Genomic DNA, 25771 nt, shown 5'->3' with positions numbered 1-25771 from the left:
GCCGGGGGCCCGGCCGCAGGGCGGGCCCCCGGCGGTCAGTTCAGCTCGGCGGTCTGCAGCGTCCTCGTCACGTCGATGAAGCCCTTGCGGGCCGCCACCAGCCGGCCGTCCCGTACGACCTGGAGGGTGACCTTGCGGTTGACCAGACGGGGGTAGCCGACGGAGGCCAGGACGTCCTGGAACTTCCATCGCAGGGTCGGGGTCAGTCCGCCCGTGGAGACCTTCAGACCCTTGTTCAGGGCCTCCCGCACGGAGTCGGCACTCACCTCGCCGTCGCCCAGCGACTCGACGACCTTCTTGAACACCGTGTACGCGATCCATGTGGTCTGCACACCGGCGTCCGCGGGATCGATGCGGTTGTCGCCGAAGGCCTGCTCGCTGATCACCTTCTTCATGGCGTCCCAGCGCGGATCGCTCGCCACGGGGTACCAGCCGGTGATGTACGACCCCTCGTACGGGCTCGACGCCCCGCCGGTCGCGTTGATCACGGTCTGGTCGACGCTGCCGAGGACGGTGGCGGTGCGCACGTCGGAGTAGCCCTCGCGGGACCGCCGGAAGGAGTCCATGAAGGTGCTGGTGCGGTCGCCGAGGGCGGGCACCACGCAGCCCGTGTCCGACAGCCCGTCGATGGCGTAGTCCAGGGCCCGCGCCGACTGGGCCGCGTACTCGGTGGCGTCCTCGTCGGCCAACTGGTCGCTCGAGTCGGGGTGCCTGCCCGCCTTGAGACCGGAGTTGAGCAGGGGCGGCAGCTCGTCGCCCGCGATGCTGTCGGGGCGCACCAGTGCGACGGGGCCGCACCGGCGGGCCAGCTCCTTGCCGAGGCCCGCCAGGAGGGTGGGCTGGCCGCCGTTGACGGGGTAGGAGAGCGGGCTGGTGAACTCGGCGTTCGTGACGCCGTAGCCGCCTATGTACGGGATGCCGGCGCTCTCCAGCGAGGGCAGGAAGGTGTCGCCGTACTGGCTGTAGGAGCCGATGACCGCGACGACGTTCTCCTCGACCGCGCGGTCGGCGCACTTCGCCGCGGCCACGCTGTCGTTGTGGTCGTTGCAGGTGAGGACCTTCAGGTCCCGGCCGTTGATACCGCCGTGGGCGTTGACCCAGCGGGCGTACGCCTGCGCGAAGGCGGGCATACCGGGCTTGTTGGTGGCCTTGGTGTTCTCGGGGGCCCAGGTCATGACGGTGATCGGGCCATCCCCGGAACCCCCCGTGGTGCCGGGGATGACCCCGCATCCGACGGCGAGCGACGCACACGCCACCAGTGCCGCCGCGGTACGTGCGGAGGCGCGGCCGGGCCGGTTGGTGAGGGCGGGGAGGAAGGTGCTGCGGATGCGTCGCCTGCCGGTCATGGCTACGCACGATTCCGCCACATCACTAACCCGAGCGTGACCCTTGGTTATTATTCGGTGACGGGAAGGTGAATTACGGGGGCTGGTGAGGCTCCTGTGAGGGGGAACGTACGATCGATGACCGTGCAAGGTTCGGATAGCTCTTCCCGTCGCGGCCGTCGCTCATCCACCATGGGCGGCATGCCACTCAATGACATGCCGTGGTGGCGCTGGCGCAGCAATGTGCGCTCCGCGCTGCACATGCTCTCCGACCAGACGTTCCAGCGGGACGTCTGGCTCGCCGGTGTCGACGGGTACGGCGACGTCACCGACGCCGTCTACCGCCTGGTCGAGGACACCTGGCTGGACAACTGGTCGGCGGAGAAGTACGTCGGCACCATATTCCGGGACTCGCAGGAGGCGGCGCTCGTCGACACCGCCGTGCTGCGGGTGCTGCGGATCATGCACCAGGTCGGCCCGGACGCACCGGTCTCCGCGTACATGGAGCACCAGGGATGGCCGGAGGCGGTGCGGGCGGCGCGGGACGCGCACGTCCGGATGGCCATGGCCGACGGCGAGGACCCGGACGCACCGCCGCGCACCCTCGAGGTGCTGCGGATCATGACCCGGTCCGCGTAACGGGACGGCTGCCCGCCGAGGGCGTCGGATATGGGACCCTGTGCTGCATGAACGAGCAGTCCACCCGAGCCGCGGTCCCCGCCGAGCAGTACGTCCTCATCCTGTCGTGCCCCGACAAGCAGGGCATCGTGCACGCCGTGTCGAGCTACCTCTTCATGACCGGCTGCAACATCGAGGACAGCCAGCAGTTCGGTGACCACGACACGGGACTGTTCTTCATGCGCGTCCACTTCTCGGCGGAGTCGCCGGTGACGGTGGACAAGCTGCGGGCGAGCTTCGCGGCGATCGGTGACTCCTTCCAGATGGACTGGCAGATCCACCGGGCCGAGGAGAAGATGCGGGTCGTCCTGATGGTCAGCAAGTTCGGGCACTGCCTGAACGACCTGTTGTTCCGCGCCAGGATCGGTGCGCTGCCGGTGGAGATCGCCGCCGTGGTGTCCAACCACACCGACTTCGCCGAGCTCGTGGGGTCGTACGACATCCCCTTCCACCACATCCCGGTGACCAAGGACAACAAGTCCGAGGCCGAGGCGCAGCTGCTGGAGATCGTGCGCGAGGAGGGCGTGGAGCTGGTCGTGCTGGCCCGCTACATGCAGGTCCTGTCGGACGACCTGTGCAAGCAGCTGAGCGGGCGGATCATCAACATCCACCATTCCTTCCTGCCGAGCTTCAAGGGCGCGAAGCCGTATCACCAGGCTCACACCAGGGGCGTCAAGCTGATCGGCGCCACGGCTCACTACGTCACCGCCGACCTCGACGAGGGGCCGATCATCGAGCAGGAGGTCGAGCGGGTGGGGCATGACGTCACGCCGGACCAGCTGGTCGCGATCGGGCGGGACGTGGAGTGCCAGGCGCTGGCTCGGGCGGTCAAGTGGCATGCCGAGCGGAGGATTCTGCTGAACGGGCGGCGGACGGTCGTTTTCGCCTAGGAGCTCGGGGAGTTCTGCCTGCGGGGCGGCTGCGGGTGGTTCGTGGCTGCTCGCAGCCGCCCCCGAACCGCAAACCCGTCCCTACATCCGGCTCAAGCTCGCCGCCGCGAACAGCACATCCCTGATCGCCTCCCGGTCGCCGACCTGCCCCGCCGCCGCTTCCGTCGGAGACACATGCCCCGCGGCCAACCGGCAGAACTCCCCGCCGTCGAGCGCGATGTGCGCCACCTCGTGCTCCGCCGAGCCGACCGCCGCCGGTGAGTCCAGAGGGATCAGCCACTCCCCGCCACCCGAACCCTCGATCTCCAGCCGGAGGCTGCGGCCGGGCTCGCCGGCGGGCACCAGGTGGCGGTGCGGACCGGGAGACGGCGCCGCCAGCCCCGCTCGGCGGCGGGCCGAGAGCACAGTGGGGAGCATGCGCGCCGCCAGGTCGACCATGCTGTGCAGATCGCGGCCGGACGGCGGCTCGTACGGGTAGTCCACCGCCTCGGCGATGTCCTCCGCGTGCACCCAGCACTCGAAGGCGCGGTCCAGCATCGCGTCGCGCAGCGGGAGTTCGAAGTCGCCGTACGGCACCGACAGCTTGCCCGTGCCGCCGCCCGTGAAGGACACCGTGCGGACCAGGTCGTGGCTCTGCTCGCGCCACGGTGCCCGTACGGCACGCGTCGGCGGGTAGTGCGAGGCCCGCCAGTACGCCTCCGTGCGCGCGGAGGGGGTCGGGTGGTCCGCGGCCACGTCGCCCATCGGGTCCTGAAGGCCCAGCGCGACCGCCACCAGCCCGTCGACCGTCAGCAGATGTGCGATGACCCCGGCGACGGTCGTACGGCGGCTGGTCGGCTCGTCCTTCTCGAACCACCGCAGCCGCACGGGCGCGTGCCACTCGGCGTCGCCGAAGTCCTGCAGCAGGGCGTCGAGGCGGGCCGTCTGGGCGTCGTACGGCGTCGCCCACTCCGGCACCGGGATGCGCGGTGGGCGCCGCTCCAGGCAGCCCGCCAGGACGCGGGTGCGCAGGGACGGGTCCAGGTCGAGGGACTCGGCGGGATGCAGCAGACCGACGGCCTCGCGCAGCCGCCGCGCTTCGTCCGCGCAGGCACCGCAGTCGCCGAGGTGCTCCTCCACGGCCGCCGTCTCCTCCGTCGAGCAGGCGGCCAGCGCCCACGCGCCGAGGAGCGCCTTGAGCACCCGGTGTTCGAGGACGAGCGGGGGCCTGCGCGGCGCCGGGTCGGCGAGGTCCCGCACCTGCAGGTCGGGCAGGGGCTGTCCGGTGTCCTCGACGGAGGCGCGGGGGAGCGGTATGCGGGGCGGCAGGTCCGGGCCCGGCTCGGGGGTGGGATGCCGGTCGTCGCCGTTGCCGCTGCTCATGCCGTCCGCTCCAGGGGAGGCGTCCGCCGAGCCGCTCTCCGTCTCGCCTTTCTCGTACGGCTCCTCGCCCCCGTGTCCGCCCTGCCCCTCGTGCTCGTCGTACACCTCGAACCGTCCTGGCTCGTTCACACCGCACCCCCGTATCCCGGCGGTGCCCCTGGCGCGGCTCCGGCGTCGTGGGCCGTGGAGAGGAGCTGCAGGCCCAGGCGGAGGCGGCGGCGGGCCTCGTCCTCGGTGACGCCGAGGTCGACGGCGGTCTGGCGGTAGTCGCGGCGCTGGAAATAGGCCAGTTCCAGGGCGGCGCGCAGGGGGACGGGCATCGACTGGACGATGTAGTCGGCCCGGGCGGCGACCGAGGCGTGCCGCACCTTGCGCTCCAGTTCCTCGGTGGAGCCCTGGTCGCCGGCCTGGACGAGGGCGGCGGTCTCGGTGGCGCGCAGCCGCTGCACGGCGAGGCGGTGGGTCAGCGCGGCGACCCAGGAGCGCAGCGGGCCCTGCTTGGGGTCGTAGGTGTCCGGGTGCTCCCAGACATGGGCGAAGACGTCGCGGGTGAGGTGGTCGGCGGCGCGCTCGTCGCCCAGCACGGTGTGGGCGAGGCCGTGCACCAGCGAGGCGAACCGGTCGTAGAACTCGCCGAGGGCGGCCGCCTCACCGCGGGCGAGACGCTGCTGCATCTTGCGGTCCCAGCGGGGCGGTGCGTCCTTCTTCGCCATACGGCCCCCTCACCGGTCCGTCCCTGTCCAGCGTGTGTCCGCCGTCTCCCCGAATGTAGTCGGCACGGCTGACAGCGCACGCCCCTTTGTCGCAATGTGCGCCCCTGGAAGAGCCATGGCTGGTGACGCACCTCGCACTCGTGATAGGGGGCCTCGGCGGAGGGCACAGGGCCTCGCACCCGCTCGGTTACCCGGGCATCGTGCGATCAGACCCGATCGAACAGGATTGAATGCGACTGAAACAAGCCTCTTCTGATCGGTGACCGTTTTCTGGAGGGTGTTTCAGGGAACAGCCGCTGGGCAGCCGCGCTGCAAGGAAGCGTAGGAGTCGCTTCCGGTTCGGCGGGGTCGGCGAGCGAGGGGCGTGGTGGTGACGGTGAAAGTGACCGGCGGCGAGCGGGGCGACTGGGCCGTGCTCCAGGTGTCGGGCGAGCTGGATCTGGTGACCTCGCCGGTGATGCGTCAGCACATCCATGACGTGGTGGCCGAGGGGCGCCACAGCCTCGTCCTGGACCTCTCCGAGGTCCTGTTCTGCGACTCCAGCGGGGTCGGCGTCCTCATCGCCGCCCGCCGACTGATCCGCTCCTGCCAGGGCAGCCTGCGGCTGATACTCCCCGCGCAGGGCGCGGCGGACGGATCGCACGTCAACCGGGTCCTGGGGGCGCTGGGAGTGCGCCGGCTGTTCGAGGTCTACCCGGACGTCGCGGCGGCGGTCGCGGACGACGCGGGACCGCTGTCGGCCTGAGGAACCCGCTGTCGGCCCGAGGGGCGTGAACAGCGCACATTCCCTCGAAGTGCCACACGGTTGTCCCAAAATTCCCCCGGTCTTGGCACAACCGCCGCTTTCCCGCGCCCGGACGGCCCGAGGCGTCGTACGCTCCCTGCCAGAGGTACCCCACGTGACGTAAGGCGGCCCGATAAGACATGGTCAGCAGCGAGTACGAGCGCAGGATCGCCGCCCGGTTCGCCACCTTCGACCAGGACGGCAACGGCTACATCGACCGGGAGGACTTCAGTGCGGCGGCCAAGGCGCTGCTCGCGGAGTTCGGCACCACCGCCCGGTCCGACAAGGGCCAGGCCCTGTACATCGGGGCCGAGGCGTTCTGGCAGGGCATGGCCGGGATCGCGGACCGCGACGGCGATCAGCGCATCACCCGCGAGGAGTTCGTGAACGGCGCGGTCAAGCGGCTGCGCGACAATCCGGACCGGTTCGCGGAGATCGCCCGCCCCTTCCTGCACGGCGCCCTGGCCGTGGCGGACCCCGACGGTGACGGATACGCCACCGTCACCGACACCGCGCGCGTGCTCGGTTGCCTCGGGGTCGCGCAGGACGTCGCCCAGGCGGCCGCCGCCGCGCTCGACGCGGACGGCGACGGCAAGGTGGCGGAGAGCGAGATCGTGACCGCGTTCGCCCGCTACTTCACCGTTCCCGAGTGATCCGGGAATCCCCGGCTCCCGCCCGGGTCCCGGCTCCCGCGCCGGTCCCGGCTCCCGCGCCGGTCCCGGCTCCTACGCCGATCCCGAGAAGCGCTCCCTGAGCTTGTACTTGAGGACCTTCCGCAGGGTCTCGTTGCGCGGAAGGGCGTCGACCACCTCCAGTTGCTCCGGCAGCTTGTGCCTCGACAGCCCTTCCCCGCGCAGGTAAAAGGTCAGTTCCTCGAGCGTCGGCTGCTGCGTGACGCCGGGCGGCCGCTCCACGACCGCGCAGACCCGTTCCCCGCGCTCCGCGTCCGGCAGCCCGATCACCGCCACGTCCCCGACGGCCGGATGCCGGTGCAGCAGGTCCTCGATCTCCTTCGCCGAGACGTTCTCGCCCTTGCGGATGATCACGTCCTTGAGCCGGCCGGTCAGCACCAGATGCCCGCTGTCGGTCAGATACCCGAGGTCACCGGTGCGCAGGAACCCCTCAGCGTCGAAGGCCGAAGCAGTCTGCGCCGGGTCCAGATACCCCTGGCACACCGCCTCCCCGCGCAGCCGCACCTCCCCCTCCACGATCCGTATCTCCATCTCCTCGGGCGGCCGCCCCTCCGTCGTCGCCAGGTTGTCCGCCGTGTCGTCCGGCGCCCCCATCGTGATCATCGGCACCTCGGTCATGCCGTAGCCGTGCGTGAGCTGCACGCCCATCTCGCGCACCACCGCGTGATACAGCTCCGGCGGCTTCGGCGCCCCGCCGCCCGCCAGCAGCCGCAGCGAGGGGACGACCTTCCCGCCGCCCGGCAGCCTGCGCTGCTCCGTCAGGAACATCGAGTAGAACGCCGTCGACCCGCCGGCGATCGTCACGCCGTGCCCGCGGTACGCCGCCAGCGCGTCCGGCAGCGCGAACTGCTCGAACATCACCGCGGGGAAGCCGTACAGCAGCAGCATCACCATGTAGTCGGGGCCGCCTATGTGCGCGTACGGGAAGGCGATCGACCCGATGTCGTCGGCCGTCGGCCGCAACGCGTGTGCCAGGCAGGAGCCGCCCGCGATCAGTGAACGGTCCGTGTGCAGTACGCCCTTGGGGTCGGACGTCGTCCCCGAGGTCCAGTAGATCCAGCGGACGGAGGTGCCCTCGACGGGCGGCGGGGGGAGCACGGCGGGATCGCCGTCGGGCAGGGTGTCGTACGCCTCGAAGATCCCCTTCGCGCCCAGTCGCCGTGCCATCCCGGTGTGGTCGAAGCCCCGCCACTCGCCCGGCACCGCGAAGAACTCCGCCTTCGACTCCCGCAGCGCGAAGCCGACTTCGCGGTCCCGGTAGAACGGGATGACCGGCGACTGCACGGCGCCCAGGCGGGCCAGCGCGAAGGAGAGCAGGGCCGTCTCGATGCGGGTGGGCAGCTGCCAGGCGACGACCGTGCCGGGGCGTACGCCCATGTCGTACAGGCCGGCCGCCACGCGCTCGGCACGCGCGCGTAGGTCGCCGAAGCTCAGCGAGCGGTCGTCCTGGAGGAGGACGGGTCGGTCGGGGGTCAGTTCGGCACGGCGTGCGACCAGTTCCCAGAGTGTGCGTGAGGAACCCAGGGCGTGTGCGGTGTCGTTCACGACAACCCCCTCCAGCTGACGATGTGTCAGATCGTGCGGAGAGCGTAGGGCTCACCGCCTTGTCGGTCCAGGGGTGCGGGGCTAGCCTGCGGGTGAATCTGACGGATCGTCAGGCAGGTGGTGGATGGACCTCACGTACACGCGCGAAGAGGAGGAGTTCCGGGCGCGCTTGCGGGAGTGGCTGGGCAAGACCCTTCCCGCGCTCCCGCCGAAGCCGTCCCCCGACGACTGGCCGGGGCGCCGCGCCTACGACCTCGGCTGGCAGCGCAGGCTGTACGACGCCGGGTACGCCGACGTCCACTGGGACGCGTCGCCGACCATGCGGCTGATCTTCCTGGAGGAGACCGAGAAGGCGGGCGCGCCCTATGTGGGCGCCGGCTTCGTCGGGCTGCTGCACGCGGGGCCGACCATCGCCGCCGAGGGCACCGCCGAGCAGCGGGCGCGCTGGCTGCCGCCGATCCTGCGCGGGGACGAGGTCTGGTGCCAGGGCTTCAGCGAACCGGACGCCGGATCCGACCTCGCGGCGCTGCGCACGCGCGCGCGTAGGGACGGCGACGACTATGTGGTGAGCGGGTCCAAGATCTGGACCTCCCATGCGGAAGTGGCCGACTGGTGCGAGCTGTTGGTGCGCACCGATCCCGAGGCGCCCAAGCATCGCGGGATCAGCTGGCTGGCCATGCCCATGGGCGCGCCGGGCATCACCGTACGGCCGCTGAGGACCCTCGCCGGGTCGGCCGAGTTCGCCGAGGTCTTCCTCGACGACGTGCGGGTGCCGGTCGCCAACCGGGTCGGGGACGAGAACGACGGCTGGCGCGTGACGATGGTGACCCTCTCCTTCGAGCGCGGCACGGCCTTCGTGGGCGAGGTCGTCTCCTGTCGGCGCGTCCTGCGCGAACTCGCCGTGGAGGCCCGCAAGAACGGGCGCTGGGACGATCTGGTGCTGCGGCGAAGGCTCGGGCGGCTGAACGCCGAGTTCCGGGCGCTGTGGCGGCTGACGCAGTGGAACGTGAGTGAGGCGGAACAGTCCGGCGGGGTGCCGGGTGTCGGAGGTTCGGTTTTCAAACTGAGGTACTCGCACGCCCGCCAGGAGCTCTACGACGCGGCGGCCGACGTACTGGGACCGGAGTCCCTCGACCTCGACCGGCCGTGGGCCCTCGACCGGCTGTCCTCGCTGTCGTACACCATCGCGGCCGGCACCTCGCAGATCCAGCGGAACATCGTGGCCGAGCGGATTCTCGGGCTGCCGAAGGGGCGGTGACGGATGCGCTTCCAACTGACCGACGACCAGCGGGCGTTGCGGGACGGCGTACGGGAGCTGTTGACGCGCCGCTTCGGCGCCGAGGCGCTGCGGGCCGCGGTCGACGCGCCCGGACGCCTGGACCGGGCGCTGTGGCGCGAGCTGGGGGCGGCCGGGTTCTTCGCGCTGCGGCTGCCGGAGACGGAGGGCGGCGTCGGACTCGGGCTGCCCGAGGCGGTGTTGGCGTTCGAGGAGGCGGGCCGCGCACTGCTGCCGGGGCCGCTGGTGGCCACCCACCTCGCCGCGGGCGACGTCCCCGGCGCGGCCACCGGGGAGGCGGTCGTGACGGCCGCAGGCAACGGCCTGGTGGAGTGGCTCGCTGCGGCGGACGTCGTACGGGGCGACGCGGCGGGGGCCGTACCCCTGCGGTCGGTCGACCCGCTGACGCCCCTGCACCGGGTTCCCCTGGCCTGTGCCGTGGATCCCGTCGCCGTGCTCCTCACCGCGGCCGAGCAGCTCGGCAGCGCCGCGCGCGCGTGCGAGCTGGCGGTGCAACACGCCCGGGCGCGTGAGCAGTTCGGGCAGCCGATCGGCGCGTTCCAGGCGGTGAAGCACCTGTGCGCGGAGATGCTGGTGCGCACCGAGACGGCTCGCACGGCTGTCTACGCGGCGGCCGTCACCGCCGACCCGCTCGACATCGACGCGGCCCGGTTGCTCGCCGACGAGGCGGCCGTGCACGGCGCCCGCGACTGTCTCCAGGTGCACGGCGGCATGGGATTCACCTGGGAGTTCGAGGTCCACCTGCATCTGAAGCGCGCATGGGTGCGGACACACCGTTCCGGAGCCGCTACGGACAGTGAGGAACGGTTGGCTGCCGAACTTCTCGCACACTCGACCTAAAGAGGCTTGGTCTGCGATATCGCCGACGGCGCTCGTACGGATGTCGCGGATTGTGGCATACCGGAATTACGGAGCGTTGATATCGGGTTGTGTCCTACGCGTGACTCGTCACGGCCTGGAGTCGGCGGTCTGCTCCGGTACCTTGTGTGAGATGCGAGTGGTTCCGAGCATGAGCCATGGCGGAGTTGCCCTTGAGGTGGCCCCGGATCCGGCGGTGCGCCCCGCTGCTCGCAGGGCGGGAGGGCTTTCTGTCCCCGCCTGTTCGACTCCTCGCAACAAGCGTCGCACAGTATGCCGCACGGGTACTCCTTCGCGCTGGAATATGCCCGAAGCGCTTGTTGGGGTGACTGTACGTCAACCATGCTGTCAGCTAAGGGATTCACGTTCCGTGACCCTGGCTTTGGCCATTGTTCTGGCCATGAAAAAAATGGCTAGGATCGTGGCCCTCGTGAGGCGCGGGGTTATGTGTCCGCCGGTTCGGATGGTGTGAGCGGTGCAGGTGCTTCAAGTGCAGCTGGAGATCCGGCCCGACCCCGCTGAGGTGGGGCGAGCCCGGCGGTGGGCCCGCTCGCGGCTCGCCGGATCCGGGATAGGGGTCGACGAGCCGCTCGCCGAGACGCTGATCCTGCTCGTGTCCGAACTCGTCACCAACGCCGTGGTGCACACCGGTTGTCCGGCCGTGCTGCGGCTGTCCCTGCCGGGGGCGGCCCAGGAGGCCGCCACCGTACGGCTGGAGGTGGCCGACCGCAGCGACCGTGCGCCCGTGCCCCGGTGTGTTGACGGTGACGCGACGGGCGGCCGGGGCCTCGCGCTGGTCGACGGTCTGGCGGACCGGTGGGGCTGGAGCTCCGAGGGTGCCGGCAAGCGGATCTGGTGCGAACTGGATCGTGCCGCGGAGTCGGAGGGGCCTGCCTCCGCCTACGGGAGCGGGGCGTCGGCGTATGAGGGTCTCGCGTACGAAGCGGTGTGACGGGCGCACGTCGCCACAACTGCGCCGGGTTCGGTGCACGGTTGCAGAAAGCGCTGTCTCTCCTGCTCGGGTCGGCATCGGTGCGCCCGGGCATGCTTCTGTGCGCGCCTGCTACAAATAGGGCTTAAGTAACAAATCCCCGTGTGGGTGTTGACGCCGAGTGTCCGGTTGATCACGCTTGTGGTCAGCGATTCGCCGCGAGGGGACGACGAGGGCTTCGGTGACGGAAGCCCTCGCCGAGTGTGGGTCGTGATTCGGCGTCGGTTCTCTCAGGGCAGGGGGAGTCGAGGAACCGGGGCGGGTACGCCGGAGTCGGATGGTGGCGCGGCGCCGTGCTCGGGGCGGTCGGGCCGCGCCGCCAGCCGACCTCGTCAGAGCAGGGCCACGGGTGCGACGGGAGTCCCGGTGCCGCCGACGAAGGGCTCGGGCATCGCCGACAGCAGGAACGCGTAGCGGCCCACTTCTCCACAGGCTGTGGACAACTCTTCGAGATTCCAGTTCTGGCCCTGAAGCATCCCCATTTCCACCAGGTCGAGCGCGTGCACGGGCAGCCATAAATCCTCTGTCTCGGGCGGAAAGATCTCAAACGTGAGCGTGTCGTTCGCGACCGCGGCCACATCGCGCGCGTGGAACCACTCCGGCGTACGGATCGACAGGCCGGGCGAGGGGTAGCCGTACGCGTGCTTGTCGCCGGCGAGGAAGACCTGGATCTGCCCCGTCCGGACGAGCACGATGTCGCCGGCACGCACGCGCGTGCCCGCGAGTTCCTCGGCCGCCTCCAGGTCCTCCGGGGTGACCGCGTGCCCGCCGTCGAGCCGGGCGACGCCACGCGCGCGTGCCACGTCCAGCAGTACGCCCCGCGAGACGATGTGCCGCGCCTTGTCGATGCCGCTGAACTCGGCGCCGCCGTGCGGGGTGATGGTGTCGGCGGGGCGGCCGTTGTAGAGCCGGCCCGAGTGCGAGACGTGGGTGAGCGCGTCCCAGTGGGTGGCCGCCTGCAGGCCCATGGTCACGATGTCGTCGCTGCAGGCGACGGTTCCCGGGCCGAAGATCTCCTGGTTGATCTGCACCATGGCGTGCAGCGGGTTCACGCGTCCGGGGATCATCCCGGTCTGGACGCCGTCCTGTTGCAGGGGCAGGGCGAGGGGGATGCGGCGGCCGGTGCGGACGCAGGCGGCCGCCTCGCGGACGACGTCGTCGGTGATCAGGTTCAGGGTGCCGATCTCGTCGTCGGAACCCCAACGGCCCCAGTTGTTCACGCGCTTGGCGATCTCATGGAACGCGTCCGGCAGTGACATGAGTCCTCCCCGGGGCTTGTCTCCGCGTATCTGACGGGTCGTAGAATCGATTCGAATCTAACGGACCGTCAGAAACTGCGGGAAGGGGCCGGGGCATGGGGAACTTCTTGGCAGGCAAGGTCGTCGCCGTGACGGGTGCCGGGCGAGGGATCGGACGGGCGGTGGCCCTGGCGGCCGCGGCCGAGGGGGCGCGGGTCGTCGTCAACGACTACGGCGTCTCCATGGACGGCGCGTCGCCCACCAGCGCGGTCGCCGAGGCCGTCGTCAAGGAGATCGAGGCGGCCGGCGGGGAAGCGGTCGCGGTCGGGGACGACATCTCCACGATGGCGGGTGGACAGCGCGTCGTCGATACCGCGGTGTCGGCGTACGGGCGGATCGACGGAGTCGTGTGCGTCGCCGGGATCCTGCGGGAGCGGATGCTGTTCAACATGACCGAGGAGGAGTGGGATCCCGTTGTCGCCACTCATCTGAAAGGGACCTTCACGGTTTTCCGGGCTGCCTCCGCGGTGATGCGGAAACAGCGGGCCGGGACCTTGATCGGGTTCACCAGCGGGAATCATCAGGGGTCGGTTTCGCAGGCGAATTACAGCGCGGCGAAGGGTGGGGTCATCTCGCTGGTGCGGAGCGCTGCGCTGGGCTTGAACAAGTACGGGGTCACCGCGAATGCGGTGGCGCCGGTGGCTCGTACGCGGATGTCGGCGAACGTTCCCATGGAGTTGGCGGAGATCGGCGAGCCGGAGGATGTCGCGGCGTTCGTGGTTTATCTGCTGTCGGACGCGGCTCGGGAGCAGGGGGTTACCGGGCAGGTGTACACCGTGGCCGGGCCGAAGATCGCGGTGTGGGCTCAGCCGCGGGAGCTGCGCGCCGCTTATGCCGGTGGTTCATGGACGCCGGAGCGGATTGCGGAGGTATTGCCGGGGTCGGTGGGGGTGGATCCGATGCCGATGCTTGCGCGGGTGGAGGCGATGGAGAGGGCGGCACGGGACGGTTCTCGGCCGAACGCCTAATAGCTCGGGGGGATGTGTCGTGGGGCGGCTGCGGGTTTGTTGTGGCTGGTCGCGCCCACGCGGCGGAGCCGCATAGTGACACAGCCCCTCGCCCCTGAAGGTTGGATACCTGACCGGTGCCTAGGAGGTCCCTGTGGACTTTGGATTCACCGCTGAAGACGGGGCGTTTCGGGAGGAAGCCAGGGCGTGGCTCTCCGAGCATGTCGCGGGTGCTCAGGAGCGTCGTACCTGGGAACGCACCTTAGGGAAAGCCGGGTGGATCGGGCTCGGGTGGGCCGAGGGCGGGTACGGGAATCGGTCCGCCACGCTGACTCAACAGGTCGTCTGGGCCGAGGAATACGCGCGGTCGGGTGCCCCGCCGCGTTCCGGGCACATCGGGGAGAACCTGTTGGGGCCCACTCTCCTTGCCCACGGGACCGATGAGCAGAAGGCTCGCTTCCTGCCTCCGATCGCCGTCGGTGAGGAACTGTGGTGCCAGGGGTACAGCGAACCCGGTGCCGGGTCCGACCTCGCGGGGGTCCGTACGAAGGCCGAGCTCGCCTCGGACGGGACGTACCGGGTCACCGGGCAGAAGATCTGGACCTCGCTCGCCCGTGAGGCCGACTGGTGCTTCGTGCTCGCCCGGACGGATCCGGACTCGACCCGCCACCATGGGCTGACCTTTCTGCTGGTTCCCATGGATCAGCCGGGGCGTATCGAGGTGCGGCCCATCCGGCAGATGACCGGCACCAGCGACTTCAACGAGGTGTTCTTCGACGGTGCGCACGCGCGCGTGGAGCACGTCGTCGGGGGTGAGGGAGCGGGGTGGACGGTGGCGATGGGGCTGCTCGGGTTCGAGCGAGGGGTGTCCACGCTCGCCCAGCAGATCGGGTTCGCGCAGGAGTTGGGGCGGGTCGTGGAGGCGGCCGTGCGGTCCGGTGCCGTGGGTGATCCGGTCCTGCGGGAGCGGCTGGTGCGGCAGTGGGCCGAGCTGCGGGTGATGCGGTGGAACGCGCTGCGCACACTGGGGCGGGGCGGGGACGCGGGTGCGCCCAGTACGGCCAAGCTGCTGTGGGGTGGCTGGCATCAGCGGCTCGGGGAGCTGGCGATGCAGGTGCGGGGGGCCGCGGCGGGGATCGGGCCGGTGGAGTGGTCGCCCTCCGCGCCGTACGAACTCGACGAGGCGCAGCATCTGTTCCTGTTCTCCCGGGCCGACACCATCTACGGCGGCTCGGATCAGGTACAGCGCACGATCATCGCCGAGCGGGTGCTCGGGCTGCCCAGGGAACCCAAGGGGGTTGTGTGATGCGCGGCGTGGTGTTCGACGGGAAGCGGGTCGAGGTCGCGTACGACCTGGAGGTGCGGGATCCCGGGCCGGGTGAGGTGGTGGTCGGGATCTCGGCCGCTGGGTTGTGCCACAGCGATCTGTCTGTGGTGGACGGGACCATACCTTTCCCCGTTCCTGTGGTGTTGGGGCATGAGGGGGCGGGGGTGGTCGAAGCGGTGGGTGTGGGGGTCACCCATGTCGCACCGGGGGACCATGTGGCCCTGTCCACCCTCGCCAACTGCGGGACGTGCGCCGAGTGCGATCGGGGGCGGCCGACCATGTGCCGGCAGGCGATCGGGCGGCCCGGGCAGCCGTTCGTCCGAGGAGGGCGGCCCGTCTTCCAGTTCGCGTCCAACTCGGCTTTCGCCGAGCGGACCGTGGTGAAGGCCGTGCAGGTGGTCCGGATCCCGAAGGACATTCCCATGCCCTCGGCCGCGCTCATCGGGTGCGGGGTGCTGACCGGGGTGGGCGCCGTGCTGAACCGGGCGAAGGTGGACCGTGGGGACAGTGTGCTCGTCATCGGTACCGGGGGCATCGGGCTCAACGTCCTTCAGGGGGCGCGGATCGCGGGTGCGCTGCGGATCGTCGCCGTCGACGCCAATCCGGCGAAGGAGGCGGTGGCACGGCGGTTCGGGGCGACCGACTTCCTGACGTCGGTGGAGGGGGTGCGCGAGCTGCTGCCCACGGGGGCGGACCATGCCTTCGAGTGCGTGGGGCGCGTCGAGTTGATCCGGGCGGCCGTCGATCTGCTCGACCGGCACGGGCAGGCGGTTCTGCTGGGGGTTCCGCCGGCCGGCGCCGAGGCCTCCTTCGTCGTGTCGTCCATGTACCTGGACAAGTCGATCCTGGGGTGCCGGTACGGGTCGTCGAGGCCGCAGCGGGACATCGCGCTGTACGCCGACCTGTACCGGGAGGGGCGTCTGCTGCTGGACGAGTTGGTGACGGAGACGTACCCGGTCGAGGAGTTCGAGAGGGCGGCGGCGGATGCGGAGGCGGGGAAGGTGGCCAGGGGGGTGCTGACCTTCTGAGGCGGTCGGCTTTCCGGTTCTGAGCGGCCGGCCTTCCGGCTCTGGGACGGTTGGCTCTCCGGGGGCCGCGAGGTGGTCCGGCGCCGTTTTCCACAGGCCCGGAAATCGGCTGCCGGGTTGTCGGTGGCGGCGCTTACCTTCATCTCCATGACCTATCGAGACGTCGCCTCCAAGCAGGTCCTGATCTGGGCCTGCACCGCCGTCGCCTCTCGTATGCCGGTCGCCATGACGCCGTTGGCCCTGGTGTTCCTGGTGCGGGAGCGGCCCGGCGGCTACACGCTGGGTGCGACGCTCGCGGCCGCCTATGTGCTCGGCGAGATCATTGCCGCCCCGGTCCTCGGGATGCGGCTGGACCCGGCTCGCGGCCGGCGCCGTCTGGTCGCCGGGCTCGCGGGCGGGACGGTGGGGTTCGCGGGGCTCGGGGTGCTGGCCGGGGCGCATCCCGTGGTGCTGGCGGCGTTCGCGTTCCTGGCCGGTGGGGCACCGGCCGCGACCGCCGGCGGCCAGCGGGCGCTGCTGACCGCGCTGGTCCCGGAGCGCGCCGTGGCGCAGGCGCTGTCGGCCGAGTCGATGCTGATGTCCGGCGTGTGGGCCGTCTCCCCGGTCGCGGTGGCCGGCCTCGCCCTCGAGGTGGCGCCACGGGTGCCGCTGCTCCTCGCGGGCGCCCTGATGGCGTCGTCGATCGTGGGCCAGCTGCTGCTGCCGGCCGGCTGGTCGAACGGGGAGCAGGAGGGGGAGGCGGGCCGGGCCAGGACTCGCGTGCTGATACGCGCCTGGCCGGTGTACGTCACGGGCGCGGCCAGCATCACGTTGATGGGCCTGTCCGAACTCACCCTGCCGGCCCTGCTCGAACAGCGCGGTATCGGCGTGGGCTGGTCCGGCCCGATGCTGGCGGGCATGGCCCTCGGGGCGGGGCTCGGGGCGTTCCTGTACGGCCTGAGGTCGTGGCCGGGGCGGCTCCGCGCACGCAGTGTGGTGCTGATGTGCGGGATGTCGGTCTTCGTGTCCCTCGCCGCGCTGATACCGGGCGCGGCCGGGATCGCGATCGCCCTCGTCCTGGCCGGCATGCTCCAGTCGGGTGCCCTGATCACCCGTAACCTGTCCCTGCGTGAGGCGTTGCCGCCGAGCGCCCTGGCCGCCGGGTACTCCGTGCTGTACGCGGCCGCGGGCGCGGGCTACGCGGCGACGGGCTCCCTTGCGGGCGGCCTGCTCCAGGTGGTGACGCCGTCCACGGCCATCCTGGCCGGAGTGCAGCTGACGCTGGTGCTGACCGCGCTCGGCTGGTGGGGCGAGGCCCGCCGGGACGCCTCGAGTGCGGACGCCTCAAGTGCCGCCGTGGGCCCGGACGTCGTCACGGCTCCCGGCGCGGAAGGTGCGCCGATAGCTGGTGGGTGTGACACCGAGCGCCGTCTGTAGGTGCTGTCGCATCGACTGGGCCGTGCCGAAGCCGGCGTCCCGGGCGACCTGGTCCACGGACAGGTCGGTGGACTCCAGCAGGTGCCGGGCGCGTTCCACCCGCTGCTGGGTGAGCCACTGGCCGGGGCTGACGCCGACCTCCTCGCGGAAGCGGCGTGTGAAGGTGCGTACGGACATGGACTCCTGGTCCGCCATGTCGCGCAGCTGGATCGGCTCGTGGAGCCGGCCCAGCGCCCAGGCGCGGGCCGTGGTCGTGGACGCCTGCTGCGGGTCGGGGACCGGGCGGTGGATGTACTGGGCCTGGCCGCCGTCCCGGTGGGGCGGTACGACGGTGCGGCGGGCCACTTCGTTGGCGATCGCCGTGCCGTGGTCGCGGCGGACGATGTGCAGACACAGGTCGATCCCGGCCGCGACGCCGGCCGAGGTGAGGACGTCGCCGTCGTCGATGAACAGGACGTCCGGGTCGACCTCGATCTTCGGGAACAGCTTCTGGAAGCGCTCGGCGTCGGCCCAGTGCGTGGTGGCGGGACGGCCGTCCAGGTAGCCGGCGGCGGCGAGGACGTACACGCCCGTGCAGATGGAGGTGAGCCGGGTGCCGGGGCGGATGTGGGCGAGGGCGGCGGCCAGGTCGTCGGTGAGGACTCCCTGCTCGAAGACCGGGCCGAGTTCGTACGACGCCGGGACGACGACGGTGTCCGCGGTGGCCAGCGCCTCCGGGCCGTGCTCGACCTGGATGGCGAAGTCGGCGTCCGTCTGCACCGGGCCCGGCGGCCGGATCGAGCAGGTGACGACCTCGTAGAGACGCCGACCCCGGGCGTCCCTGGGGCGGCCGAAGATGCGGTGCGGGATGCCCAGCTCGAAGGGGAGGGCGCCGTCGAGGGCGAGCACGACGACGCGGTGCGGGCGGAAGGGTTCCTGTGGGGCGCCCGCCGAGCTGATGGCCGTATCCATGGCCCGATCCTAACGAATGCTGTCCTCCGGGCCACTCGTTCGGACCGATCACAGGCCTGAAGCTCTATGTCGTGACCCAGACAACCGAGGCGGCAGCCGCCGCAGAGGACACCCGGCCGATCAAGAAGTCCCGCCCGTGGCGGAGCCGCGGAGGGTCACTGCACCGCGCGTGGTTCGTCGCCGCCGTCGCCTTCGTCACGATCATCGGCGCCGCCGCCTTCCGCTCCCTGCCGGGCCTGCTCATCGACCCGCTGCACCAGGAGTTCGGCTGGTCACGCGGCACGATCAGCGCCGCGGTCTCGATCAACCTCGCGCTGTACGGGCTCACCGCGCCGTTCGCCGCCGCCCTGATGGACCGCTTCGGCATCCGGCGTGTGGTCGCGGTCGCGCTCACCGTGATCGCGCTCGGCTCGGGCCTGACCTACTGGATGACGGCGGCCTGGCAACTGCTGCTGTGCTGGGGCCTGCTGGTGGGCCTCGGTACCGGTTCGATGGCGCTGGCCTTCGCCGCGACGGTCACCAACCGCTGGTTCACCGAGCGGCGCGGACTGGTCACCGGCATCCTCACCGCCGCCTCGGCCTCCGGCCAGCTGATCTTCCTGCCGGTGCTGTCCTGGCTGGTGGACCAGCACGACTGGCGCCCGGCCGCGGTGACGGTGGCCCTGGCCGCCCTCGCGGTCGTCCCCTTCGTCTGGCTGCTGCTGCGCGACCACCCGGCCGACGTCGGCCTGAAGCCGTACGGCGCGAAGGAGTTCGTGCCCAAGCCGCCCCCCGTGCCGGGCGCCGCGCGCCGGGCGGTCACGGTGCTTTTCTCGGCGGCCCGCACCGGCCCCTTCTGGCTGCTGGCCGGCTCCTTCGCGATCTGCGGCGCCTCCACCAACGGCCTGATCCAGACCCACTTCGTGCCCGCCGCCCAGGACCACCACATGCCCATCCAGGCCGCCGCCTCGCTGCTCGCGGTCATCGGCGTGTTCGACGTGGTCGGCACGATCGCCTCCGGCTGGCTCACCGACCGTTTCGAGGCGCGCCGGCTGCTCGCGGTGTACTACGCGCTGCGCGGGATCTCGCTGCTGTTCCTGCCGATGCTGCTGGCCCCGAGCGTCCACCCGCCGATGATCTTCTTCATCGTCTTCTACGGCCTCGACTGGGTCGCCACCGTCCCGCCCACGGTCGCCCTGTGCCGGGAGCAGTACGGCGACGACAGCGCGATCGTCTTCGGCTGGGTCCTCGCCTCCCACCAGGTCGGCGCCGCGCTGGTGGCCTTCCTCGGCGGGGTCGCGCGGGACGTCTTCGGGACGTACGACATGGTCTGGTACTCGTCGGGGGCACTGTGCGCGGCGGCGACGTTGATGGTGCTGGTGATCCGGCGGCGTACGGCGGACGGTGTGGCCGTGGCCTGAGTGTCGGGGCCGGTGCCGGTGCCTGGGCCGGTCAGGCCCAGGCGACGAGCTGGAGGATCACGCCGTTCGGGTCGGTGACCTGGAAGAGGCGCTCGCCCCAAGGCTCCTCGCGCAGCGGCATGGTGATGGAGACGCCTTCGCTCTGCAGCCGCTCGTATTCGGCGTCCAGGTCGGCCACGGTGAACGCGGTGATCACACCCGCGGCGTGCTGGTCCCTGACCCCCTCGGGCAGCACCTCGATGCCGCGCTGCAAAAAGATCACGTTGACGGCGTCCTCGTGGACCAGGGAGGCGAAGCCTTCGGCGGCCACGGCCTCCTGGAAGCCGAAGTGCCTGGTCAGGAATGCGGCGGAGGCGGGGACGTCGTCGACGGTCAGGGAGACGGCGCTGGAAGTGATCTTCATGGGCTTCTCCTGGGCTCGCGAACAATCTCTGTACGTTGTACATTATACATAGTACGGAGTTGAAGGCGAGGGGGCGAGAGTCCTCAGGGGAAGATGGAGCGCATGGCCAAGGAACGAAGTGGTGCGGCCGACCCCGCTCGCACACTGGAACTGCTGTGGCGCGAGCCCGGAAAAGGTGGCCCGCGGCGTGGCCCCAAGCAGGGCTTGACGGTCGACGCCGTCGTCCAGGCCGCCATCGAGCTCGCCGACTCCGGTGGGCTGGACGCCCTGACCATGCGCAGCGTCGCCCAGCAGCTGGGCGTCACGCCGATGACGATCTACACGTACGTCCCGGGCAAGGCGGAGTTGCTCGACCTCATGCTGGACGCCGCCTATCTGCAGATGCCGCGTACCGATCACGCGGCCGCCCCGTGGGGTACGAGGGTGGAGGCCGTCGCGCGCGAGAACCGCGACCTGTACCGGCGCCACCCCTGGGTGGCGACCCTGCCCACCACACGCCCGCCGCTCGGCCCCGGGCTCATGGCCAAGTACGAACACGAACTGGCCGCGTTCGACGGCCTCGGGCTCGACGACGTCGAGATGGACGCGGCCCTCACGTTCCTGCTCGGCTTCGTCCAGTCCGTCGCCCGCGCCGACCTCGACAACCAGGCGGCCACCCGCGACAGCGCCATGTCCGACGAGCAGTGGTGGGCCGCCAACGCGCCACTTCTGGCCAGGGTCTTCGATCCTGCCCGGTTCCCCCTCGCGGCCCGGGTCGGAAGTGCCGCGGGTGAAGCTCACCAGGGCGTGTACAACCCCGAATACGCCTTCACCTTCGGGCTGCAGCGCGTCCTGGACGGCCTCACCCACCTCATCGAGAGCCGTTCGCGGTAGTCGCGGTCCGACAGATGCGGCCACTGCCCCGTCGGGCCCGGCGTGCCTACGCCCGGTCCAGGCCCGCGCGTTCCAGTGCCCTGGTCATGGCGGGCCGGTCCAGTTCCCGCCAGTCGGGCTCGGTGACGAGGGACATCAGGAGGTCCGGCGTCAGCCGGTAGCCCTCGGCGTGGCCCAGCAGTGTCTCGGCGTCGTGGTCCGGCATGGCGCCGTGGTCCTCGTCGCCGATCGTCCACAGCACCTCCTTCCTGTCGACGAAGCGGCTCATACCGCAGTCGAGCCCGTCGTCCTCCAGGGTCGCCGGGTACGGAGCCCGGGCCCAGGTGCCCTTCTCGTACCAGTAGACACAGCCCAGTTGCCAGCCCTTCAGCAGGTCCCGCAGCTCCTCGTGGGGGAGCCAGCCGGGGGCGTCGGCGAGCATGTCGACCGGCGGCTTGTGCCACTTGGCGCCGCTGGACTCGTCCTCGCCGAAGAGCACGTAGCGCCCCTCGCCCCGCTGTGCGAAGCCCCACCATGTGCAGCCGGCGTCGTCGAGATGGAGCCCCTCGTCGTCCACCCAGGTGCCTGTGCGATGAGGGCCCGCCTCCTCGTCGGCCGTGGTGGCCTCCAGCACGGCGATGAGCGCCCAGCGTGCCCACAGCACCTCCGCCGACGGCAGGTCCCCGGGCAGCCCCGGCCTGTTGATGGTCATGCGTGTTCTCCGGGCTCGACACCGATCACGATCAGCGAAAGGCTCTCATGGGCCGAACGGCCCCGGGGCCGGGCCCGATTGCCGGGTGCGAGGCCGCCATCGGGTACATCAGCGTCCACAACGGCCGCGGTCGTGCTGGTGCTGCTCGCGTGGATCGCCCACGGCTGGGATCCCGCATGGGCGTGGATCGGGGTCGTGGTGCTGTCCGTCGCCGTGACAACGTCGGCCACGACGGCCCGGATGGCCTGGACGACTTGGGCGGCCTGGGCGGCCTGTGTGGCTCAGAGGAACCGCCCCTTGTGGAACAGCAACGGCGCCTCGTCCCCGCCGCTCGCGCCCAGGGCGTCCACCCGGCCCACCACGATCAGGTGGTCGCCCCCGGTGTGCACCGCGTGGATCGTGCAGTCGATCCACGCGAGCGTGCCCGCGAGGCGGGGGGAGCCGGACGCGGGAGCCGCGTCGTACGCCACCCCCGCGAACTTGTCCGCGCCGCTCACCGCGAAGCCACGGCACAGCTCGCCCTGGCCGGCACTCAGGACGTTCACGCAGAAGACGCCCGCGCGCGCGATACGCGGCCATGTCGTCGACGTACGGCCGACCATGAAGGCGACCAGGGGCGGGTCGAGGGAGAGGGCGGAGAAGGACTGGCAGGCGAAGCCGGCGGGGGTGTGGGGGGCATCGGCGGAGGCCGGTGCCGTGACAACGGCCACGCCCGTCGCGAAGTTCCCCAGCACACGCCGGAACTCGGCCTGCCCGACGGGCGCCCGCTCGTCCTCGCCGACGCACCGCAGCTCAGGGCGCGGCAGCACTTCCACGGGCTCCCGTTCGGGAGCTGCCTCGACCGACCTGAGGTAGCGGACGGCGGCGGCCGCCATCCCTGCGTGTCCCATCACGCCACCCATTGAACCTGACGGTGCGTCAGATTGAAAGAGGCGTGCGAAGCGCGAGGCGCGCGCGTACGCTCCGCGCATGGGCAGGACACGTACTGGACGATCGGCGGGAGCGAGCGCGAGCCCGAGCCCGAGCCTCCGTCCGGTTCGGCGGCCCGGACGCGGGTGATTATTGGATCCTCGTGCGGGCTGAGCTCCCGCACTCACCGCCCCTCGTCCTTCCGCATCAGCGCTTGGCCTCACCGCCCCCGTCCTTCCGCAAGCGCTTGCGCTCACCGCCCCTTGTACTCGGCGCTCCTGCGCTCCACGAAGCTCGCCACCCCTTCCCGCGCGTCCTCCGTCGTCATGTTGATCTCCTGTGCGGTCGCCTCCGCCGCGAAGGCGGTGGTGCGGTCGGTGTCGAGGGAGGCGTTGACGAGCTGTTTGGTGAGGGCGAGGGCGCGGGTCGGGCCGGTGGCGAGACGCTCGGCCCACTCGCGGGCCGTCTTGCCCAACTCGCCGTCCGGGACGACGCGGTTGACGAGGCCGAGCCGCTCGGCGTCCGCGGCGGTGAGCGCGTCGCCGAAGAACATCAGCTCCTTCGTCCGCTGGGGGCCGATGAGGCGGGGGAGGAGATAGGCGCCACCGCCGTCGGGGACGAGGCCGCGGCGGACGAACACTTCGATGAACTTCGCCGATTCCGCGGCCAGTACGAGGTCGCAGGCGAACGCGAGATGCGCGCCGAGCCCGGCCGCCGTGCCGTTCACCGCGGCGATCACCGGCTTCTCGCAGTCCAGGACGGCCGCGATCAGCCGCTGGGCACCGAGCCGGATCGTGCGGGCGACGTCGCCGGCGAGGCGTTCCGTGCCGGTCGCGGTTCCGCGCAGATCCGCGCCCGCGCAGAACCCACGGCCCGTGCCCGTGATCACGACGGCCCGCACGGCGGGATCCGCGGAGGCGTCGGCGAGCAGTTGGATGATGCGTTCTCGCTGGTCAGGGGTGATGGCGTTGAGGGCCTCGGGGCGGTTGAGGGCGATGCGGCAGACCCGATTGTCAGTGGCGTGCAGTACCAATGAATCAACCGAATCAACGGAATTTCCGGGCACACGGGGGGAATCGGGCATGTTCATTTCATTGTTGGTTGGCATCTCAGCGACACACCACCAACGCGTCCAGCGCCACCGCGCCCTGTCCCCTGGGCAGCACCATCAGCGGGTTGATGTCGAGCTCCGCGAGGTCGTCCTCCAGTTCCAGGGCCATGCGCTGCACACGCAGGACGACCTCGACGAGCGCGTCGAGATCCGCCGGGGGGCGCCCCCTGACCCCGTCGAGGAGGGCCCGCCCGCGCAGTTCGGCGAGCATGTCCCGCGCCTGCTCCTCGCCGAAGGGCGGCACGCGTACGGCGGCGTCGCCCAGCACCTCCACGAGCACCCCGCCGAGCCCGACCGTCACGGTCGGTCCGAACAGCTCGTCGTGCGTGGCGCCGACGACCATCTCGACGCCCCGCTCGACCATCTGGCAGACCAGGACACCGTCCAGGGAGATGTCCTCGTAGCGCGCGATGTCGGTCAACTCCCGGTAGGCGTCGCGGACCTGACTGGCGGAGGTCAGCCCGATCTTGACCAGTCCCAGCTCGGTCTTGTGGGCGATCCGCGCGCCGGACGCCTTCATGACGACGGGGTAGCCGACCTGTCCCGCGGCCCGTACGGCCGCCGCGGCGCTGGTCACCAACTGCTCGCGCGGGACGCGGATCCCGTACGCCCGCAGCAACTGCTTCGCCGCGTGCTCGCTCAGCTGCTGACCCGGGCGCATCAGTGGCTGCGCCTTGCGGAAGGAGGGCGACGGGGTGCGCGGTGCACGGTCGAAGGGGGAGCGGTAGCCGGTGACGAAGCGATGGTGGTCGAGGTAGGCGCGCACGGCCGTGATGCAGTTCGCCACCGTGCGGAAGGTGGCCACGCGGGAGGAGCCGAGCAGGACCTCGCGGTACGCCTGCTCCGTGCCGACCGGCGACCCCCACACCACGCAGACCAGCTTGTCCGTCCGCTCGGCGGCGTCCACCAGGTCCTGGACGAGCCTGTCGCTGAGGGGCGGGAAGGGCCCGGTGATCGGGCAGATCAGCACACCCACCGCGGGGTCGTCGAGGATGGCGTCGATGATCTTCCGGCCGCGGTGGTCGCCGACCGGATGCCCGCCGTTGTCCACGGGGTTGGCCACGCTCAGGTACTCGGGTATCCACTGGTGCAGCTCGGCCTGCCTGGCCTCCGGCAGCACCGGCAGGTTCAGGCCCGCCTCGCTCGCCAGATCGGCGAAGTGCGCGCCCGTGCCGCCCGAGATCGAATAGACGACGACGCCGTCCGCGCGGGGCGGGCGCGCACGGGCCAACAGGGTGGCGGTGTCCTGGAGTTCGTCCAGGCCGTCGACCCGGATCACCCCGTACTGCCGCATCGCCGCGTCCACCACCGTGTCCGCGCCGGTCAGCTTGCCGGTGTGTGAGGCGGCCGTGCGGGCGCCGGTCTCGGTGCGGCCCACCTTGACGGCGACGACCGGTACTCCACGGCGGGCGGCGCGGTCGGCGGCGAGCAGGAAGGAACGGCCGTCCTTGAGGCCCTCCACGTAGCAGGCGATGGCGCCGACCTCGGGCTGCTCGGCGAAGTAGGAGATGAAGTCGGCGGTCTCCAGGTCGGCCTCGTTGCCGGTGGGCGCCCAGTGGGAGAGGCGGACGCCGAGCTCCTGGAGGGCGAAGACGGGGCGGCCCTGGTGACCGGACTGGGTGATCAGGGCGATCGCGGGGCCGTCCAGATCGTCGCGGAACTGCTCGAAGGCGTTGAGGTTGGTGTTGGGGCCCAGCAGCCGCATCCCGGACCGCGCGACGGCTGCGGTGAGCCGGTTCTGGGCGGCGGCGCCCTCCTCGCCGGTCTCGGCGAACCCGGAGGCGAAGACGACCGCGAACTTCACCTTGGCCTCGGCCAGTTCCTCGATCACCGGAAGGGGGTCGGCGACCAGCAGTACGGCGAGATCGACCTGCTCGGGCAGGTCGGCGACGGAAGGGCGGCAGGGGATGCCGAAGACGGACGGACGGCTCGGATGCACCGGATGGAGCCGGGCGCCGACCCGCTCGGACCAGGCGATCAGCTGGCGGGTGACACCGGTGTTCGGCCGGCCCTCGGCGTCCGAGGCGCCGATCACGGCGACCGACTCCGGCCGGAAGAAGCGGTCCAGATCGGGTACGTCGGAGTACAGGGAACGGCCGCTGACGTCGAGATCGTCGACCTCGGCCGGCCGGCCGTGGACGGCGGGTCCGGGCTGCTCGCCGCATGCGATGACCCGGGCCCGGAGGGAGTCGGTGGTGAGGGTGCCGTGGGTTGATCCAAGCATCGGTCCGCCCCGCTCCTGTGTGACAGCCAATTAACTGACGCACTGTCAGATTACAGAA

General features: G+C 71.1%; 24 protein-coding genes. 13 read left to right on the top strand and 11 right to left on the bottom strand.

All coding sequences use genetic code 11. The features are described 5' to 3' along the window. Positions 1 to 35: 35 nt before the first annotated feature. Positions 36 to 1346 carry an ABC transporter substrate-binding protein gene (locus tag ABD932_RS05365; protein WP_345009097.1) on the bottom strand — a complete coding sequence of 437 codons (1311 nt, stop codon included), beginning with the start codon at positions 1344 to 1346 and terminating at the stop codon, positions 36 to 38. 117 nt (positions 1347 to 1463) lie between these two features. On the opposite strand from ABD932_RS05365, the gene ABD932_RS05360 reads away from it, so the two are divergent. Then, positions 1464 to 1964: an SCO4402 family protein gene (locus tag ABD932_RS05360; RefSeq protein WP_250090850.1), complete on the top strand. Its 501-nt coding sequence runs from the start codon at positions 1464 to 1466 to the stop codon at positions 1962 to 1964. Between the two features lie 47 nt (positions 1965 to 2011). Then, complete coding sequence (gene purU, locus ABD932_RS05355; RefSeq protein ID WP_345009093.1) at positions 2012 to 2893, top strand: formyltetrahydrofolate deformylase; 882 nt, start codon at positions 2012 to 2014, stop codon at positions 2891 to 2893. An 81-nt stretch (positions 2894 to 2974) separates the two neighbouring features. Here purU and ABD932_RS05350 read toward each other — a convergent pair whose 3' ends face one another. Continuing rightward, positions 2975 to 4255 (bottom strand): maleylpyruvate isomerase N-terminal domain-containing protein, encoded by a 1281-nt coding sequence (locus tag ABD932_RS05350; protein ID WP_345009621.1) that lies wholly within the window; start codon positions 4253 to 4255, stop codon positions 2975 to 2977. 125 nt (positions 4256 to 4380) lie between these two features. Continuing rightward, positions 4381 to 4968 (bottom strand): sigma-70 family RNA polymerase sigma factor, encoded by a 588-nt coding sequence (locus ABD932_RS05345; protein ID WP_345009091.1) that lies wholly within the window; start codon positions 4966 to 4968, stop codon positions 4381 to 4383. 364 nt (positions 4969 to 5332) lie between these two features. Between ABD932_RS05345 and ABD932_RS05340 the strand changes: the two genes are divergently transcribed. Further along, positions 5333 to 5713: an STAS domain-containing protein gene (locus ABD932_RS05340; RefSeq protein ID WP_093904510.1), complete on the top strand. Its 381-nt coding sequence runs from the start codon at positions 5333 to 5335 to the stop codon at positions 5711 to 5713. 179 nt (positions 5714 to 5892) lie between these two features. Next, on the top strand, positions 5893 to 6405 hold the full coding sequence (locus tag ABD932_RS05335) for an EF-hand domain-containing protein (RefSeq protein ID WP_345009087.1): 513 nt from the start codon (positions 5893 to 5895) through the stop codon (positions 6403 to 6405). A 72-nt stretch (positions 6406 to 6477) separates the two neighbouring features. Here ABD932_RS05335 and ABD932_RS05330 read toward each other — a convergent pair whose 3' ends face one another. After that, on the bottom strand, positions 6478 to 7989 hold the full coding sequence (locus ABD932_RS05330) for a class I adenylate-forming enzyme family protein (protein WP_345009085.1): 1512 nt from the start codon (positions 7987 to 7989) through the stop codon (positions 6478 to 6480). 124 nt (positions 7990 to 8113) lie between these two features. Between ABD932_RS05330 and ABD932_RS05325 the strand changes: the two genes are divergently transcribed. From ABD932_RS05325 to ABD932_RS05315, 3 genes are all read left to right on the top strand, one after another. Beyond that, positions 8114 to 9247: an acyl-CoA dehydrogenase family protein gene (locus tag ABD932_RS05325; protein WP_345009083.1), complete on the top strand. Its 1134-nt coding sequence runs from the start codon at positions 8114 to 8116 to the stop codon at positions 9245 to 9247. 3 nt (positions 9248 to 9250) lie between these two features. Next, positions 9251 to 10126: an acyl-CoA dehydrogenase family protein gene (locus ABD932_RS05320; RefSeq protein ID WP_345009081.1), complete on the top strand. Its 876-nt coding sequence runs from the start codon at positions 9251 to 9253 to the stop codon at positions 10124 to 10126. A 493-nt stretch (positions 10127 to 10619) separates the two neighbouring features. Further along, a complete protein-coding gene (locus ABD932_RS05315) occupies positions 10620 to 11096 on the top strand; it encodes an ATP-binding protein (RefSeq protein WP_345009079.1) in 477 nt (158 codons plus the stop codon). Positions 11097 to 11467: 371 nt separating this feature from the next. Here ABD932_RS05315 and ABD932_RS05310 read toward each other — a convergent pair whose 3' ends face one another. After that, the gene (locus ABD932_RS05310) at positions 11468 to 12394 is read right to left on the bottom strand and encodes a cyclase family protein (RefSeq protein WP_345009077.1); all 927 of its coding nucleotides are present in this window, start codon (positions 12392 to 12394) and stop codon (positions 11468 to 11470) included. A 95-nt stretch (positions 12395 to 12489) separates the two neighbouring features. Here ABD932_RS05310 and ABD932_RS05305 point away from each other — a divergent pair, with 95 nt between their 5' ends. From ABD932_RS05305 to ABD932_RS05290, 4 genes are all read left to right on the top strand, one after another. Continuing rightward, entirely contained in the window at positions 12490 to 13401 is a 912-nt protein-coding gene (locus tag ABD932_RS05305) for an SDR family NAD(P)-dependent oxidoreductase (RefSeq protein WP_345009075.1), read from the top strand. 133 nt (positions 13402 to 13534) lie between these two features. Further along, the gene (locus ABD932_RS05300) at positions 13535 to 14686 is read left to right on the top strand and encodes an acyl-CoA dehydrogenase family protein (RefSeq protein ID WP_345009073.1); all 1152 of its coding nucleotides are present in this window, start codon (positions 13535 to 13537) and stop codon (positions 14684 to 14686) included. Then, on the top strand, positions 14686 to 15735 hold the full coding sequence (locus ABD932_RS05295) for an alcohol dehydrogenase catalytic domain-containing protein (RefSeq protein WP_345009071.1): 1050 nt from the start codon (positions 14686 to 14688) through the stop codon (positions 15733 to 15735). The genes ABD932_RS05300 and ABD932_RS05295 overlap by 1 nt, the downstream gene beginning before the upstream one ends. A gap of 147 nt (positions 15736 to 15882) precedes the next feature. Continuing rightward, the gene (locus tag ABD932_RS05290) at positions 15883 to 17151 is read left to right on the top strand and encodes an MFS transporter (protein WP_345009069.1); all 1269 of its coding nucleotides are present in this window, start codon (positions 15883 to 15885) and stop codon (positions 17149 to 17151) included. On the opposite strand, the gene ABD932_RS05285 is transcribed toward ABD932_RS05290, so the two are convergent. Next, complete coding sequence (locus ABD932_RS05285; protein WP_345009067.1) at positions 17059 to 18102, bottom strand: GlxA family transcriptional regulator; 1044 nt, start codon at positions 18100 to 18102, stop codon at positions 17059 to 17061. The genes ABD932_RS05290 and ABD932_RS05285 overlap by 93 nt on opposite strands. Positions 18103 to 18173: 71 nt before the next feature. On the opposite strand from ABD932_RS05285, the gene ABD932_RS05280 reads away from it, so the two are divergent. After that, complete coding sequence (locus ABD932_RS05280) at positions 18174 to 19502, top strand: MFS transporter (RefSeq protein ID WP_345009064.1); 1329 nt, start codon at positions 18174 to 18176, stop codon at positions 19500 to 19502. A 31-nt stretch (positions 19503 to 19533) separates the two neighbouring features. On the opposite strand, the gene ABD932_RS05275 is transcribed toward ABD932_RS05280, so the two are convergent. Further along, positions 19534 to 19905: a VOC family protein gene (locus ABD932_RS05275; protein WP_345009062.1), complete on the bottom strand. Its 372-nt coding sequence runs from the start codon at positions 19903 to 19905 to the stop codon at positions 19534 to 19536. Between the two features lie 102 nt (positions 19906 to 20007). On the opposite strand from ABD932_RS05275, the gene ABD932_RS05270 reads away from it, so the two are divergent. Continuing rightward, on the top strand, positions 20008 to 20778 hold the full coding sequence (locus ABD932_RS05270) for a TetR/AcrR family transcriptional regulator (RefSeq protein ID WP_345009060.1): 771 nt from the start codon (positions 20008 to 20010) through the stop codon (positions 20776 to 20778). Between the two features lie 46 nt (positions 20779 to 20824). Here the strand turns inward: ABD932_RS05270 and ABD932_RS05265 are convergent, their stop codons facing one another. From ABD932_RS05265 to ABD932_RS05250, 4 genes are all read right to left on the bottom strand, one after another. Next, positions 20825 to 21469, bottom strand: coding sequence for a hypothetical protein (locus tag ABD932_RS05265; RefSeq protein WP_345009058.1), 645 nt, complete (start codon positions 21467 to 21469; stop codon positions 20825 to 20827). 281 nt (positions 21470 to 21750) lie between these two features. Beyond that, positions 21751 to 22359, bottom strand: coding sequence for a flavin reductase family protein (locus tag ABD932_RS05260; RefSeq protein WP_345009619.1), 609 nt, complete (start codon positions 22357 to 22359; stop codon positions 21751 to 21753). Positions 22360 to 22631: 272 nt separating this feature from the next. Continuing rightward, on the bottom strand, positions 22632 to 23462 hold the full coding sequence (locus ABD932_RS05255) for an enoyl-CoA hydratase/isomerase family protein (protein ID WP_425587405.1): 831 nt from the start codon (positions 23460 to 23462) through the stop codon (positions 22632 to 22634). A 25-nt stretch (positions 23463 to 23487) separates the two neighbouring features. Then, positions 23488 to 25713 carry an acetate--CoA ligase family protein gene (locus ABD932_RS05250; RefSeq protein WP_345009054.1) on the bottom strand — a complete coding sequence of 742 codons (2226 nt, stop codon included), beginning with the start codon at positions 25711 to 25713 and terminating at the stop codon, positions 23488 to 23490. Positions 25714 to 25771: the final 58 nt, after the last annotated feature.

The organism is Streptomyces shaanxiensis (assembly GCF_039537145.1).
Taxonomy (GTDB): Bacteria; Actinomycetota; Actinomycetes; order Streptomycetales; family Streptomycetaceae; genus Streptomyces; species Streptomyces shaanxiensis.
The sequence above is the reverse complement of the archived record's forward strand: the minus strand, read 5'-3'. Positions and strand labels throughout refer to the sequence as shown.